Raw genomic sequence first — 13,897 nt, forward strand, 5'->3', positions numbered from 1 at the left:
GTTAGCTTCATAGGTGTTCATGAAAGACCTTTTTCGATGTTTTGAATTTGTAATTTTATATGAGGTATGATAAAATCAATCCAGTTTATATGAATTTCTATATATTCTTTTCTTTTTGCATATTCCTCTTCTATATTTGTGGGATTTTTTATGTAATTTTGTGCAATTTTGTATTCAAAATGAAAAAATATTGAACGAATAAGATCTAAGAAATAATTTTTAAATTCTTCATCCTCAAACTTAGCTTTCATTTGATAAATTCTTTGACTTAGAGGGTTAAAGTCTTGATTTTCAAAATTTAAATTTTCTAAGCATCGAGCAAGATCTGATTTTAAAATTTCACATTCATTGATGTAACTTCTTCCTAAAATAACAACCCCCCTCAAACATTCATCAATTTTATCTTTTTTATCTTGAATTTCTTTTTCGCTTAAAGTTTGTAGTTTTTCAAACAAAGGCTTATTTTCTCTCAATAAATTTTCACATAATTCTTTAAAAGGTTTTTCTATACTTCCTTCTATCCTAGCTCCACCTTCTGTGGCATTGTAAGTTGTAACGCTATTAGTGTCTATAGAATACTCTAAGCTTTCTTTAAATAAAATCCACCATTGATTCGTCTCAACCTTACCATTACCACCATAAGCAGTAATAAACAATCCTTCTTTTCTATCATTTTCACTTTCTTGGGTATGTAGGTATTCTTTAGGATGAGAATTACCATTCTCATCATAAGCTAAATCTTGACCTATTAAGATAATATTCTTATGTCCTAGCTTTATGGCTAAATCATAAGCCATATTTGCTACACTTAAACCACTTCCTAAATAACCATAATCATCCATATGTAATGCTTTAGAAAAAGGTAGTGGTCTATGTACTAATATGTATGGTTTCTTTGTTTTTTCTAAAGTATCTATAACACTTTTATGTGCCACACTAGCTATAATAAATAATATATCTTTATCAAATTCTTGATTGTCTTGTTCAAAACATTGATAAACAAGATCATGTCTTTCTAAAGCTAATACATAATCAGGCTTTATATTATGTTTTGCTAATATAGGATAAGCACTATCAGCACATATAATACTAGCTTTATTAGCATATTCTTTTAATAAAGGTAATTGTTTCATCAAAGATGGACCAGTAGAAACTATAATAGCATTTTCTATTTTACCTTTTCTTTGTTTTAGTAAGTCTTTTAAGCTAGGATTAGCTAATTGATAAGGTAGATTGTGTAAAAGTTGGGTGATGCCTTCGAAGGAGTCTTCTGATGAGTTTCCTTGTCTAATGACCAAAGATTTTATACTCTCTATACATAAAGAGTTGGTTGTGGTTATAGCATTTTCATAGTTTTCATAGAAATTTGATATCAAGAGTAAATCATAGGTTTTAACAAAAAAGTGAATTTTTTCTTGTTCAAAAAAACGATAAAAAGTTAAAAAATTAATATCTTCATATAAATAAATACAAAGTCTTTTATCTTGTAAATCTTGACTAAAATCATTTAAATGCAAAGCAATATATAAAAGTTCTATTTCAGGCTCTATAACGCAAATATAATCTTTGAGTGGATTTTTCAATAATTCAAAAATTAACATACCGTTGCCAATTCCAAAAAAGATCAAAAAAGGATGTCTTTTGTAATTTTGTTCATAAAAAGATAAATTATCTAAAGCATTTTGTATGCAAAATTGCTTTGTTTTATGATCATAAATATCATAGTTTTTTTCAAAAAGTTCAAATCTTTCGTTGGATTTTACTTGCAAGATTTTATCGGCTAAGCTTGCATTGATTTCTTTTAAAACTTGTAAATTTTTAGAAAAATTAAGTTCAAGTAGCATTATGGTTCCTTATTTATATTTCTTTAAGCAAAAGCATAAATCATTCCAAAAAATCTTCTTCTTTTAATGCTTGTCCAAATTCTATATCACAACTTGCTTTTTTGCCAAGTATGATAGGTAAAAATTTAGGATGTAAGCCTAGGCTTGGTCTTACACTTTTTACATTTTCTTGTGTAAAAACCTCACCTTTTTTGATGTCTTTACTAGCGTATAAGCTTCTTGCAAAATGGCGATTTTTTAAAGTTTTTTCATCTATTGTTAAGCTAGATTTGCCTAGCGCTTGCTCGCTTAAACGCACCATAGAACACATTTGCTTAAACTCGTCAAAATCAAGACTAAATTTAGCATCAGCACTATTTAAAGTTTTATCTAATATAAAATGCTTTTCTATCACTCTTGCGCCAAGAGCTACTGCTAAAGTAGGTGCTAAAAAGCCTTCACTATGATCGCTTAAGCCTACTATGGTTTTAAATTTTTCTTGTAAAGTTTTAATAGCATTTAGATTTAAATCACAAATTTGTGAAGGATAAGCCGAAGTGCATTTAAGCAAAATCAAATTCGAATTGTTTTCTTCTTGGAAAATTTTAACAACCATTTCAAGTTCTTCTTCATAAGCTATGCCCGTAGAAACCAAAGTAGGTTTATTTTCTTTTGCCATATAACGCACAAAATCATAATCATTTACTTCAAAAGAAGCGATTTTATAAGCTGGGGGATTAAATTGTCTTAAAAAATTTACATCTTCTTTAGAGAAAGGACTAGAAAAGCAAATTAAGCCTTCGTTTTTGGCACATTCAAAAAGTTTCTCATGCCACTCATAAGGCGTTTTAGCTTCTTCGTATAGTTCATATAATTTGCGTCCATGCCACAAACCACCTTCGATGATAAAGTCTTTTTTGTTTGAATTTAATGTTAAGCTATCTGGGGTGTAGGTTTGAATTTTTATGGCATCAGCCCCTGCTTTTTTAGCTGCTTGTATGGTTTTTAAAGCCACTTCAAGGCTGTTTGCGTGATTTGCTGAAAGCTCGGCAATGATGAAAACTTTTTCATTTAAATTGAAATTTTCTATAAACATTAAAAACCTTTTTTTAATTTAAATAAAAATTTACTATATTTTATATTTTAATTATTAATTATGATTAAAGGTTTATTTAGTAAAATAAATTTAATTAAGTTATCTAAGGAAAAAGCTATGACTAAAACACTTGAATATTCGATTTATCATTTTTGTGAACACATTTTAAAACTTAAAATTGCACCAACAAGTGTGATCAGAGGTGAGCTTTATGGAGCTTCTATACCTTTATATTTTAAAGATGAGGAATATAGTTTTTATTTATTTTTTCAAAAAAAAGCTTTAAATGAAATTGCGTTGTTTTTATTGCATGAAGAATTAAAAGAAGATGGTTTGGCAGATCTAGTTAAAGAAGTGGCTAATCAAATCATAGGTTATGCTAAAAAATTACTTAATGATACTAATGGAAAAGATGAATACCGTTTAGGGGTTCCTGAGTATTTAGGGCGCATTGATGGATTTTCAAAAATCAAGCTCAAAGAAAAATTTACCTATGAGATGAAAAATGCTCGTTTTAGAATAGGTTATAAAAAATTATGATAGAAGATCATTTAGGATTATTGCAATCTTATGAAGATATTTTAGATATTAGTGTTGATTTTGTTAGTGAGCTTGGCACAACTAATATGAGCGTGAGAGATCTTTTAAAATTAGAAGTTGGTTCTGTGATAGATCTTGAAAAGCCAGCAGGTGAGAGTGTGGAGCTTTACTTAAATAAAAGAATTTTTGGCAAAGGCGAGGTAATGGTGTATGAAAAAAACCTTGCCATAAGAATTAATGAGATTTTAGATTCAAAATCAGTATTGCAGTATTTTAAAAAAGAATTGCAATGAAATTTATTTGGATTTTACTACTTGCTTTGCCTCTTTTTGGGGCAAAAATTCTTGATTATAATATCTATCCAAGAGAAGATAGAGTGGATATTACTTTTTCATTTGATGTTCCTTATAAAGAAGGTATTAGTCAAAAGAGAAAAGATAATATTATCATTTTTACTTTAAATGCTCAAAGTGTTAAAGAAGAAGATAGGATAATAAATTCTAATATTGTTAAAAAAATAAAAATCTTTTCAGAAGGTAAAAAAACTTTTATAGCTTTAAGTACTGGCGATAAGATACAAATTAATGCAGATACAATTGGTGAGTATGGTTTAAGACTACGTGCGCAAAAAGAGGGTGTAAATTTAACTACAAAAAAAAGCTTAAATGAAAAAAATGAGGAGATAAAAATGCAAGAGTATGATTTTACAAATTATATTTTAGTTGTAAGTGTTTTGATACTTTTGCTTATTGGACTTTGGTTTTTAAAAATGTATTTAAGGCAAAAACATCCTTTAGATAGAAATTTTACTTTGATTTTTCAAAGACCGCTTGATAGACATAATCAACTTGTAGTTTTTGAATATGGTTTAAAACGTTATACTATGATTATAGGAAATTCTAATGTGGTATTAGAAACGAGTGAAGCTTTGACAAAAAACGAAGAGCAAAATAAAACACCCCAAAAACCAAAAGAAAAAGACTTTGATTCTTATTTTGAAGAAAATAAACAAAGATTGCAAAATTTACTTTTAAAACAAAATAATTAATTTTTTTGATTAAAAGCTAAAATGATAAGTTTTGGCTTTGAAATCTTTTTAATCTCTTCTTTTGAAAAATAAATTTGCTTTTTATCTGAGTAAATATATAAAGTGTGGTTTTTTAGCATAAAATCAAGATTTATATCAGTATCTTTTGCTAATTTTTTTGCTAATGCTAGAATGAAATTAAGCCAAGTTAATATATGATTGTTTGGCAATAGTTCTTTGATATGTTCAATGGCAAATGGATTGATTTTTTTACCATTGGCCTTTAAAAGGGTAGAGATAAGTAAAATTTCTTTGTGTGAAAAGCCAAAATGTAAACCATTTAAAGCCATATAAGCACTATGCTCATTAGCAAAATAAAAATTAATCCTTTCGCCTATGTGAGCTAATTTGGCAGCATTTAAAAGATCTTTTTTAAAGTTAATATCAACTTTATGAATAGGCAAAAGTGTATCAAATAATTTATTTGCAAAATACGCACTTTTATCACTATAGTCTATATTAAAACGATCTTGTAAAGATTTTAAACTTGGATTAAAATTAGGTGGAAATTTAGCGTTAAATTTTGAAAAATCAGTGGTGTCATTTTTTATCTTGGTGTATTTTTGAAAAAGATTGGATAAAAACACACCCTCTCTTACGCCCACTGCTGAGGTGATGATGTTTTTAGCTTTTAGATTTTTTGCTAAGGCTAAAAAGATTACACAACCTTCTTTTATGGTATCAAAACGATCTTTTTTGATATTAAAATCAACTAAATTTTTAGCATTTTGAATTTTTTCTATGTGGTTTTTTTCTTTCTCAAAACTATAGCTAAAATTGTGAATCATTTTTAATGGGTAAGAGTTTTTTTTCATTATAGAATTTGATAACGCTCTTAAACTCCCGCCTATGGCAATAATATTGTCATTTTGAAAGCGTTTTGGAACTTGCATTAGCGCTTCTTGTATAAACTGATCTAGAGCATTTAATCTTTTGGTATCATAAAAAATTTCTTTTAATCTTACGGTTCCTAGATCAAGTGAAATACAATCTATAATTTTACCTTCTTTAATCAAGCAAAGCTCAGTTGATCCTCCACCTATGTCTATGGTGGTGGCATTTTGAATATTTGATAACAAATTTAGCGCAGCAAGACCGCCTAAAAATGATTCGGTTTTTCCATTAATACATTTTATATTTAAACCTACATTTTTTGCTATTCTGGCAATAAAGTCTTTTGCATTTGGCGCATCTCTTAATGCAGAAGTTCCAACAGCAATAATTTTTCTACATTTTTCTTTTAAAGCTTTTTCTTTAAAGTAAGCCAAAGCTTTCTCAGCCTTAAGCATAGCTTCTTCTTGGAGGATTTTGTTATTGTTGTAGGCATTTTCTCCAAGTCTTACTTTCTTTTTGTGTTCGCTACAAATAAAAAAACCATATCTTGAGGTTCTTTCAAAAACCACCATGCGAACGGAATTAGAACCAAGGTCAATTACTGCTGTTTTTTTAGCCATTAAATATCTTTATTTTTATGTTTCAAGCGAAGCTCATCAATGCTTTCTACATTGTCAGGATCAGGTATGATACAATCTACCGGACAGGCTACTATACAGGCTGGCTCTGAAAATTCATTCACGCATTCAGTGCATAGATCAGGATCTATAACATAGATTGGATCATTATCATAAATAGCCTCATCTGGACATTCTTCCCTGCATGCATCACAGGATATACATTCTCTAGTGATTAAAAGTGACATACTTTTCCTTTTATGAGTAATAAAGCAAACTTATACTATATAAAAACTTATAGCTAATTTAAATGAAAGAAAAATTAAATTTAATTTTTAGAATGATTGAATCATTCTAAAAATTTTTTAGTTAGTTTTTTTAGGAAAACAAAAGCGATATCCTCTGCGACGTACAGTTTCTATAGTAGAGATATTAAGTGGTTTATCCATTTTTTGTCTTATTTGATTGATTGCAACTTCTATAACATTTGGAGTTACAAGTTCAGGTTCTTCCCAAATAGCATCTAAAAGTTGTTCTTTTGATACGATTTGATCAGAATGTCTAGCAAGGTGAGTTAAAACTTCAAAAGGCTTTCCTTTTAACTCTATATCTTTTCCTTGATAAGTGATTTTTTCTTCATCAGGATCAATCACTAAATCATCAATTTTAATCACATTAGTTCCACCAAATCTAAGTCTAGCTTCAATTCTTGCCATTAAAATTTCAAAATCCAAAGGTTTTTTTATATAATCATCTGCTCCAGCTTTTAAAGCTTTAATTTCATTTTCTTTGTCTGCTTTTGAGCATATTGTAACTATAGCAGTTCTTGGAGATTTTTGTTTGATAGCATTGATCAAATCGCTTGCATCGTTATTGCCTATAGTCCAATTTGATAATACTAAATCATAGTGTCTAATACCTATAAAATACTCAGCGTCTTTAAAATTTTCTGAAGTATCACTTTGGTAACCAAATTCGTTTAAGGTGTTTGATAAGGTTTTGTTAAGTGATGCTTCATCTTCTACAACTAAAATACGCATTTTATTCCTTTGAAGATAGTTTTAGTGCAAAAGTATAACACAAATTAAGCAAATATTCAAAATTCTTTAAAAAATTTTTAATATTTTTTGCTTAAACTAGCTCCAACACGTGCATTTTTAATAACATCAGGTTTATAACAAGTAATATGTAAAAATTGAAGTTTTTTATGGTGCTTTTTGATATCTTTGCATATATATTTTAAAGATTTTTCTATGGTTTTAAATTTTTTCTTTTTATAGATTTTTTCTATTCTGGTGCATAATTTTGCATAATCTAAAAATTTTTTACTTTTAGCTTCTAGTTCTATTAAGACTTTTTGCTCTTGAATTCTTTCAAAATCCAAAAGTCCTATAATGCATTTAAATTCTAAGCTAACTTTTATATGACTTTGCATTCTTGTTTTCCGATTAATCTTAAAATATTTGGTATATGCTTATAAATAACTATAAAAGCGATAATAAATATCGGTGCATGGGTATTAATCACAGGCATATCATAATGAAATATAAAAGAAGTTATGATTAAAACAGCCAAGGCTCCAAGTGAAGCTAAACTTGAAATTTTAAATACCTTACCTATGATAAACCAAGCCAAAACCGCAGATATAATTTCAAAAGGTAAAAATACTGCTAAAACTCCAGCTCCAGTAGCTACTCCTTTGCCACCTTCAAATTTTAAATAAGGAGAAAAACAATGGCCAAATACCGCTAAAACTGCCATAGTCCATAAGATATTTTCATCATAGCCTAAAATTTTTGCAACTAATATAGGTATAATCCCTTTAAGCGCATCTAAAACAATAGTCGCAACAGCAAGTGTTTTGGCAAGTTTAGGATCGCTTTCTTTTACTACTCTTAAAACATTAGTAGCACCTATGCTTTTACTACCTGCATTTTTGATATTTGTTTTGGCAAAAATTTGAGCTAGTAAAAGTCCAAATGGTATAGCACCTATAAGATAAGCTAAAAGATAGATTATTAAATTTTCCATTTACTTTTTATCCTGATTTTATAAAACTTTACAATAATGATAGCAAAAAACCCTGAAATAAATATTTAAGAGATAATTTATCTTATAATAATTTTTATTGTTAAATAGAATTTTTTTATTTTGTTTAAAGAAAATTATAGATATATTTTCAATAAGTTTATTTTAAATAGGCTTTATTTTATCTTATTTAGGAGTGGATAATGAAAAAAATTTCATTATTAGTTGCATCATCATTATTAGTTGCATCAACTGCTTTTGCTAATGATAGAGCTTTGCTAGATGAAGCAAAAGCTGCAGGTTTAGCACCTTTACCAAAGGATCAAGCAGGTGTTGAAAAACTATTAAAAGAAATGGGAGTTAAGGCTAGCAAATTCTCTAAAGAAAAAGCTAATCTTGGTAAAAAATTGTATTTTGAGCCAAGACTTTCTAAAAGTGGTTTGATTTCTTGTAATACCTGTCACAACTTAGGTATGGGTGGTGCTGATGGTATAGCAGCTGCTGTAGGACACAAATGGACAGCTAATCCTCATCATTTAAATTCGCCAACAGTTTATAACTCTGTTTTAAATTCAACTCAATTTTGGGATGGTAGGGCAGGTACTTTAGCAGATCAAGCAAAAGGGCCAATCGAAGCAGAACCTGAAATGGCAACTCCTGCTAAACTAGCAGTAGAAAAAATTTCTTCTATGCCAGAATATGTAAAAGAGTTTAAAAAAGTTTATGGAAGTAGCGGAGTGACTTTTGACAATATCGCAGATGCTATTGCTACATTCGAAAGAACACTTTTAACTCCATCTAAATTTGACAAATTCTTAGAAGGTGATACAAAAGCATTAAGTAAAAAAGAAAAAGAAGGCTTGAAAACTTTCATCGATAAAGGCTGTACAGCTTGTCATACAGGAGTAAATTTAGGTGGTAGTATGCAGGCTTTCCAAGTAGCAGCTAAATATAAATTTGCAAATGTAGGAGATTTTAAAGGCGATGCAAATGGCTTGGTTAAAACTCCAACCTTAAGAAATATTGCTGAAACAGCTCCATATTTCCATAATGGTGCTATTTGGTCTTTACAAGAAGCAATCAAAGAAATGGGTAGTGTGCAACTTGGTATAGAAATTTCTGATAAAGAAGCAGCTTCTATAGAAACTTTCTTACATGCTCTAACAGGTAAAAAACCAAGTATTACTTATCCTCAACTACCAAAAGCAACTGAAAAAACTCCAAAGCCAGAGCTTTAATTTAAATCTTAAGACGCTTTTTGCGTCTTAAGCTTACTTTATATAAAATCAAGATATAATTACCGCTTTTAACCACTAAAGCTTTTTAAATTTATGTTTTATGCATAATGCTTTATGGTACTACCAAAATATTTTAAGAAAGGATAGCTGTATGTATGCTATTATAAAACACAGCGGAAAACAATACAGAGTAAGCCAAGGTGATGAGCTTAAACTAGATCGTTTTGAAGCTGAAGCAAAATCAAGCGTAGAAGTAAGTGAAGTTCTTGCTGTATGCGATAAAGAATTAAAGGTAGGTGCACCGTTTGTTGCGGGTGCAAAAGTTGTTTTAGAAGTGATTGCTCATGGAAAAGACAAAAAAGTTGTGATTTATAAAAAAAGACGTAGAAAAGACTCAAAATTAAAACGCGGTTTTAGAAGACAATTTACTCGCGTTAGAGTAGTAGATATTAAAGCTTAAGGAGTAAAGAATGGCACACAAGAAAGGTCAAGGTTCAACTCAGAATAATCGTGATTCTATAGGTCGTCGTCTAGGTGTTAAAAAATTTGGTGGAGAATTTGTTCGCGCTGGTAACATCATCATTCGCCAAAGAGGAACAGCAACTCATGCAGGTAATAACGTAGGCATGGGAAAAGATCATACAATTTTTGCTTTAATTGATGGTTTTGTAAAATTTGAAAGAAAAGATAAAAATAGAAAAAAAGTTTCTGTTTATCCTGCATAATTTCAAGGCTACTTTGTAGCCTTTTTCTTCTTTTTAATCTTAATATATTAAAAAAAATATAATATCATTTTAAAAATTTATACTTTGGTGATTGTATGTTTATAGATAATGTAAAATTAGTTTTAAGTTCGGGTAATGGTGGTAAAGGTGCTGTAAGTTTTCGCCGTGAAAAACATGTTCCACTTGGTGGACCCGATGGTGGTGATGGCGGAAATGGTGGTGATGTGTATTTTATATGTGATAATAACACCCATACCTTAGCACACTTTAAAGGTAAAAAAGAGCTTAAAGCACAAAATGGCCAACCAGGCCTAGGTCGTAACAAAAATGGTAAAAGAGGGGAGAGTTTAGAGTTGATTGTCCCTCAAGGTACTCAAGTAATTGACGCACAAAGTGGGGAAGTTTTGCTTGATATGTTAGTGGAAGGCCAAAAAGAACTTTTTTTAAAAGGTGGTAAAGGTGGCCTTGGTAATACTCACTTTAAAAACTCTACTAATCAGCGCCCAGATTATGCTCAACCAGGTGTAGCAGGAAAAACCTTAAGTGTGCGCTTAGAATTAAAACTCATAGCAGATGTTGGACTTGTGGGCTTTCCAAATGTAGGAAAATCCACTCTTATAAGCGTAGTGTCTAATGCAAGACCTGAAATAGCTAATTATGAATTTACTACTTTAACTCCAAAACTTGGTATGGTTGAAGTAGATGATTATAATTCTTTTGTAATGGCAGATATCCCAGGTATTATAGAAGGCGCAAGTGATGGTAGGGGTTTGGGGCTTGAGTTTTTAAGACATATAGAAAGAACTTCTTTTTTGCTTTTTGTGCTTGATCCATTAAGAGATATGAGTTTAAAAGAGCAATTTTGTATTTTAAGAAAAGAATTAGAAAAATTTTCAAGCAAACTTTATGCAAGAAATTTTGGCTTAATGCTTTCAAAAAGTGATAGTGTAAATTTAGGTGAGGAATTTGCACAAAAAATAGAAGATGATTATAATGAGTTAAAAGCTTATTTACAAAGTCAAAATAATCCACAAAGTTTTTTTATTAAAGTATCAAGTCTTGAAAAAACAGGTTTAAAAGAGCTTAAATTTATGCTTTTAGAAGAAGTTAAAAAAATTAGAAATCAAAATAATCTTTGATGAGTGAAAATTTAACTATAGATTTTATCCAAGAATATATCAAATCTAATTTTAAAGGCTTGGTGTATAAATTTACCTATAAAGAGCATAGCTTTTTTTATAATCCCGATAAGGTTTTAAAAAACGGAGTTTATTTTTGTACTATTAAAGAAAATGATGGCATAAATGATAAAGCTTCGAATTTAAATAGAGAAGGTGTGTTTCGTCTAAGTTGCTCTCTTTGTGATCAAGATTACCAAAATCTTTTTGGTCAAAAACCTAAAAAAGCTTTAAAGGGTGAGATTGTTGGTTTAAATTATGATTTTTCTATGCTTGATCTTATCATGCCTCATCCAATTTATGCTTATATGGGATATATTTGTATTAACAATCCTTCAAGAAAAAATTTTGAAATTTTTAAAGATTATCTTGAGCTTTCATATCAAAAAGCTATAAAAACTTATCAAAAAAGGATAGTGGCATTATGAAAAATATCATTTTTATGGGAACTCCCTCTTATGCAACATGTATTTTAAAAGAGCTTGTCGATAAAGGGTTTAATATCCAAGCTTTATTTACCCAGCCTGATAAACCTGTGGGAAGAAAGCAAATTTTAACTCCAAGTGATACTAAAAAATTTGTTTTAGAAAATAATTTAAATATAGAAATTTTCACTCCAAAAAGCTTAAAAGATGAAAATATAATCAATGAGATAAAAAGTTTAAAACCTGATTTTATAGTTGTTGCTGCTTATGGGAAGATTTTACCAAAAGAAATTTTAGATATTGCTCCTTGCGTCAATTTGCACGCTTCCTTGCTTCCTAAATATCGTGGTGCTTCGCCTATACAAAGCGCTATTTTAAATGGGGATAAAATAAGCGGGGTTTGCACTATGCTTATGGAAGAAGGGCTTGATAGTGGTGCAATCTTAGAAAGTATAGAATGTGATATAGAAGGTAAAAATTCAGCTGAAGTTTTTATTATGCTTTCAAATTTAGCAGCTAAACTTACTATTTCTACGCTTTTGAATTTTGAAAAAATTATCCCAAAAAAGCAAGATGAAAATTTAGTTACACATTGTAAAAAAATCAAAAAAGAAGATGGTTTGATTGCTTTAGATAATGCAAGTGAAATTTATCAAAAATTTCTAGCTTTTACACCTTGGCCTGGAATTTTTTTAGAAAATGGTATGAAATTTTTAGACATAGAGCTAATTGATAGTGAAAAAACTCAAAAACCAGGTGTGATTTTACAAATAGAGAAGGAAAGCTTTTTGCTTTCATGTAAAAAAGGTGTTTTGAGGATTAAAACTTTACAAGAAAGTGGAAAAAAAGTTTTAGATGCTAAGACTTATTTAAATGGAAAAAGGTTAAAACTTGGAGATAGTTTATTTTGATGAACTTGAATCAACTCAAGTTTATTTAAGTGATAAAATTCGCAGTGGAGAAATTATAGAAAATACAGCCATTTGTGCTTTTATCCAAAGTGCTGGTATAGGTAGTAGAGATAATACTTGGCAAAGCAAGCAAGGAAATTTACATGTATCTTTTTGTATAAAAACTCAAGAATTAGCGCAAGATCTTCCTTTGGCTTCTGCTAGTATATATTTTGCATTTTTAATGAAAGAAGTATTGCAAAGACAAAATTCAAAAGTATGGATTAAATGGCCTAATGATTTTTATATAGAAGATAAAAAAATAGGCGGATTGATGAGTTCTAAAATCAATGATTTTTTGGTTGTAGGAATGGGGATTAATCTTAAATATGCTCCATTTAATGCTGAAATTTTAGACATAGAAGTAGATATAGCAAAACTTTTAAATGAGTATTTTTCTTATGTAGATGAGAAAATTTTATGGAAGAATATTTTTAGCAAGTATATGCTAGAATTTGAAAAATCAAGAAATTTTTTTATACATAATGAAGGTAAGATTTTATCTTTAAAAGATGCTTTGTTGTATAAAGATGGTTCTATATTGTTAGATAATAAAAGGATATATAGTTTAAGATGAGTGAGATAATAACTATTGCAAATCAAAAAGGCGGAGTGGGTAAAACTACTACCGCTATTAATCTAGCGGCTTCTTTGGCGGTAGCTGAAAAAAAGGTTCTTTTGATAGATATTGATCCACAAGCTAATGCTACAACAGGACTTGGTTTTAATAGAAGTAATTATGAATATAATATTTATCATGTTTTTATAGGCAGGAAAAAACTTTCTGAAATCATTTTAAAAACTGAACTTCCGCAATTATATTTAGCTCCATCAAATATTTCTTTGGTTGGAATTGAGCAAGAAGTAGTAAAAGAAAGCGGAGAATATAGAACAATTTTAAGAGAAAAAATCAAAGAAATTGCCAAAGATTATGATTTTATTATCATTGACTCACCTCCTGCGCTTGGAAGTATTACAGTGAATGCTTTTGCAGCAAGTGATAGTGTTATTATCCCTATACAATGTGAGTTTTATGCGCTTGAGGGTGTTGCGATGGTTTTAAACACTATTAAATTTGTGAAAAAAACTATCAACCCAAAGTTAAAAATAAAAGGTTTTTTACCGACTATGTATAGCTCACAAAATAATCTTTCAAAAGATACTGTGGAAGATTTAAAGCAAAATTTCAAACAAAAGCTATTTAGAACAGGTGATAATGAAGATGATTTCATCATCATACCAAGAAATGTAAAACTTGCTGAAAGTCCAAGTTATGGAAAACCTATTATACTTTATGATATAAAATCCCCAGGTTCGGTGGCATATCAAAATTTAGCACATTCTATATTAGGATAA

Annotated in this window: 18 protein-coding genes; 11 read left to right on the forward strand and 7 right to left on the reverse strand. The window is 29.4% G+C overall.

All coding sequences use genetic code 11. The annotated features are described in order from the left end of the window. Window positions 1-17 precede the first annotated feature (17 nt). Together L8V82_RS05910 and pseI are read right to left on the reverse strand one after the other, a co-directional pair. On the reverse strand, window positions 18-1,844 hold the full coding sequence (locus L8V82_RS05910; protein WP_263724338.1) for a motility associated factor glycosyltransferase family protein: 1,827 nt from the start codon (window positions 1,842-1,844) through the stop codon (window positions 18-20). Window positions 1,845-1,884: 40 nt separating this feature from the next. Further along, a complete protein-coding gene (gene pseI / locus L8V82_RS05915) occupies window positions 1,885-2,919 on the reverse strand; it encodes a pseudaminic acid synthase (RefSeq protein WP_263724339.1) in 1,035 nt (344 codons plus the stop codon). Window positions 2,920-3,036: 117 nt separating this feature from the next. Here pseI and L8V82_RS05920 point away from each other — a divergent pair, with 117 nt between their 5' ends. From L8V82_RS05920 to L8V82_RS05930, 3 genes are read left to right on the forward strand one after another with little or no spacing between them, the layout of a single operon-like run. After that, complete coding sequence (locus tag L8V82_RS05920; protein WP_087699344.1) at window positions 3,037-3,459, forward strand: hypothetical protein; 423 nt, start codon at window positions 3,037-3,039, stop codon at window positions 3,457-3,459. Next, window positions 3,456-3,752, forward strand: coding sequence for a flagellar motor switch protein FliN (gene fliN, locus L8V82_RS05925; protein ID WP_039617302.1), 297 nt, complete (start codon window positions 3,456-3,458; stop codon window positions 3,750-3,752). Before L8V82_RS05920 ends, fliN begins: the two co-directional genes overlap by 4 nt. Next, entirely contained in the window at window positions 3,749-4,507 is a 759-nt protein-coding gene (locus L8V82_RS05930) for a hypothetical protein (RefSeq protein ID WP_263724340.1), read from the forward strand. Before fliN ends, L8V82_RS05930 begins: the two co-directional genes overlap by 4 nt. Here the strand turns inward: L8V82_RS05930 and L8V82_RS05935 are convergent. The 5 genes from L8V82_RS05935 to plsY form a co-directional block, all read right to left on the reverse strand. Then, entirely contained in the window at window positions 4,504-6,000 is a 1,497-nt protein-coding gene (locus L8V82_RS05935; RefSeq protein WP_263724341.1) for a Ppx/GppA phosphatase family protein, read from the reverse strand. The genes L8V82_RS05930 and L8V82_RS05935 overlap by 4 nt on opposite strands. Further along, window positions 6,000-6,245: a YfhL family 4Fe-4S dicluster ferredoxin gene (locus L8V82_RS05940; protein WP_012660922.1), complete on the reverse strand. Its 246-nt coding sequence runs from the start codon at window positions 6,243-6,245 to the stop codon at window positions 6,000-6,002. Before L8V82_RS05940 ends, L8V82_RS05935 begins: the two co-directional genes overlap by 1 nt. A 117-nt stretch (window positions 6,246-6,362) precedes the next feature. Next, entirely contained in the window at window positions 6,363-7,037 is a 675-nt protein-coding gene (gene hsrA / locus L8V82_RS05945; protein ID WP_039617309.1) for a homeostatic response regulator transcription factor HsrA, read from the reverse strand. Between the two features lie 77 nt (window positions 7,038-7,114). Then, complete coding sequence (locus tag L8V82_RS05950) at window positions 7,115-7,432, reverse strand: dihydroneopterin aldolase (protein WP_263724342.1); 318 nt, start codon at window positions 7,430-7,432, stop codon at window positions 7,115-7,117. Beyond that, window positions 7,417-8,028, reverse strand: coding sequence for a glycerol-3-phosphate 1-O-acyltransferase PlsY (plsY, locus tag L8V82_RS05955; protein ID WP_263683788.1), 612 nt, complete (start codon window positions 8,026-8,028; stop codon window positions 7,417-7,419). Before plsY ends, L8V82_RS05950 begins: the two co-directional genes overlap by 16 nt. A gap of 200 nt (window positions 8,029-8,228) precedes the next feature. Here plsY and L8V82_RS05960 point away from each other — a divergent pair, with 200 nt between their 5' ends. The 8 genes from L8V82_RS05960 to L8V82_RS05995 all read left to right on the forward strand — a co-directional run bounded on the left by L8V82_RS05960 (window position 8,229) and on the right by L8V82_RS05995 (window position 13,897). Then, window positions 8,229-9,263: a cytochrome c551 peroxidase gene (locus tag L8V82_RS05960; RefSeq protein ID WP_039617315.1), complete on the forward strand. Its 1,035-nt coding sequence runs from the start codon at window positions 8,229-8,231 to the stop codon at window positions 9,261-9,263. A 151-nt stretch (window positions 9,264-9,414) separates the two neighbouring features. Next, the gene (gene rplU / locus L8V82_RS05965) at window positions 9,415-9,723 is read left to right on the forward strand and encodes a 50S ribosomal protein L21 (RefSeq protein ID WP_039617324.1); all 309 of its coding nucleotides are present in this window, start codon (window positions 9,415-9,417) and stop codon (window positions 9,721-9,723) included. A gap of 10 nt (window positions 9,724-9,733) precedes the next feature. After that, window positions 9,734-9,988: a 50S ribosomal protein L27 gene (gene rpmA, locus L8V82_RS05970; RefSeq protein ID WP_002862355.1), complete on the forward strand. Its 255-nt coding sequence runs from the start codon at window positions 9,734-9,736 to the stop codon at window positions 9,986-9,988. 95 nt (window positions 9,989-10,083) lie between these two features. Next, entirely contained in the window at window positions 10,084-11,127 is a 1,044-nt protein-coding gene (gene obgE, locus L8V82_RS05975) for a GTPase ObgE (RefSeq protein ID WP_263724343.1), read from the forward strand. After that, a complete protein-coding gene (locus L8V82_RS05980; RefSeq protein WP_263724344.1) occupies window positions 11,127-11,594 on the forward strand; it encodes a DUF6194 family protein in 468 nt (155 codons plus the stop codon). The genes obgE and L8V82_RS05980 overlap by 1 nt, the downstream gene beginning before the upstream one ends. Continuing rightward, complete coding sequence (gene fmt, locus L8V82_RS05985) at window positions 11,591-12,502, forward strand: methionyl-tRNA formyltransferase (protein WP_263724345.1); 912 nt, start codon at window positions 11,591-11,593, stop codon at window positions 12,500-12,502. Before L8V82_RS05980 ends, fmt begins: the two co-directional genes overlap by 4 nt. Beyond that, window positions 12,483-13,118 (forward strand): biotin--[acetyl-CoA-carboxylase] ligase, encoded by a 636-nt coding sequence (locus L8V82_RS05990; protein WP_263667134.1) that lies wholly within the window; start codon window positions 12,483-12,485, stop codon window positions 13,116-13,118. The genes fmt and L8V82_RS05990 overlap by 20 nt, the downstream gene beginning before the upstream one ends. After that, window positions 13,115-13,897: a ParA family protein gene (locus L8V82_RS05995; RefSeq protein WP_012660935.1), complete on the forward strand. Its 783-nt coding sequence runs from the start codon at window positions 13,115-13,117 to the stop codon at window positions 13,895-13,897. The genes L8V82_RS05990 and L8V82_RS05995 overlap by 4 nt, the downstream gene beginning before the upstream one ends.

It is taken from the genome of Campylobacter sp. IFREMER_LSEM_CL2151 (assembly GCF_025771725.1).
In the GTDB taxonomy this organism is placed as follows: domain Bacteria; phylum Campylobacterota; class Campylobacteria; order Campylobacterales; family Campylobacteraceae; genus Campylobacter_D; species Campylobacter_D lari_C.

Coding starts and splice junctions, on each gene's coding strand:
- L8V82_RS05910 (WP_263724338.1), bottom strand. CDS start 1,844: ATGCTACTTGAACTTAATTTTTCTAAAAATTTACAAGTTTTAAAAGAA.
- pseI (WP_263724339.1), bottom strand. CDS start 2,919: ATGTTTATAGAAAATTTCAATTTAAATGAAAAAGTTTTCATCATTGCC.
- L8V82_RS05920 (WP_087699344.1), top strand. CDS start 3,037: ATGACTAAAACACTTGAATATTCGATTTATCATTTTTGTGAACACATT.
- fliN (WP_039617302.1), top strand. CDS start 3,456: ATGATAGAAGATCATTTAGGATTATTGCAATCTTATGAAGATATTTTA.
- L8V82_RS05930 (WP_263724340.1), top strand. CDS start 3,749: ATGAAATTTATTTGGATTTTACTACTTGCTTTGCCTCTTTTTGGGGCA.
- L8V82_RS05935 (WP_263724341.1), bottom strand. CDS start 6,000: ATGGCTAAAAAAACAGCAGTAATTGACCTTGGTTCTAATTCCGTTCGC.
- L8V82_RS05940 (WP_012660922.1), bottom strand. CDS start 6,245: ATGTCACTTTTAATCACTAGAGAATGTATATCCTGTGATGCATGCAGG.
- hsrA (WP_039617309.1), bottom strand. CDS start 7,037: ATGCGTATTTTAGTTGTAGAAGATGAAGCATCACTTAACAAAACCTTA.
- L8V82_RS05950 (WP_263724342.1), bottom strand. CDS start 7,432: ATGCAAAGTCATATAAAAGTTAGCTTAGAATTTAAATGCATTATAGGA.
- plsY (WP_263683788.1), bottom strand. CDS start 8,028: ATGGAAAATTTAATAATCTATCTTTTAGCTTATCTTATAGGTGCTATA.
- L8V82_RS05960 (WP_039617315.1), top strand. CDS start 8,229: ATGAAAAAAATTTCATTATTAGTTGCATCATCATTATTAGTTGCATCA.
- rplU (WP_039617324.1), top strand. CDS start 9,415: ATGTATGCTATTATAAAACACAGCGGAAAACAATACAGAGTAAGCCAA.
- rpmA (WP_002862355.1), top strand. CDS start 9,734: ATGGCACACAAGAAAGGTCAAGGTTCAACTCAGAATAATCGTGATTCT.
- obgE (WP_263724343.1), top strand. CDS start 10,084: ATGTTTATAGATAATGTAAAATTAGTTTTAAGTTCGGGTAATGGTGGT.
- L8V82_RS05980 (WP_263724344.1), top strand. CDS start 11,127: ATGAGTGAAAATTTAACTATAGATTTTATCCAAGAATATATCAAATCT.
- fmt (WP_263724345.1), top strand. CDS start 11,591: ATGAAAAATATCATTTTTATGGGAACTCCCTCTTATGCAACATGTATT.
- L8V82_RS05995 (WP_012660935.1), top strand. CDS start 13,115: ATGAGTGAGATAATAACTATTGCAAATCAAAAAGGCGGAGTGGGTAAA.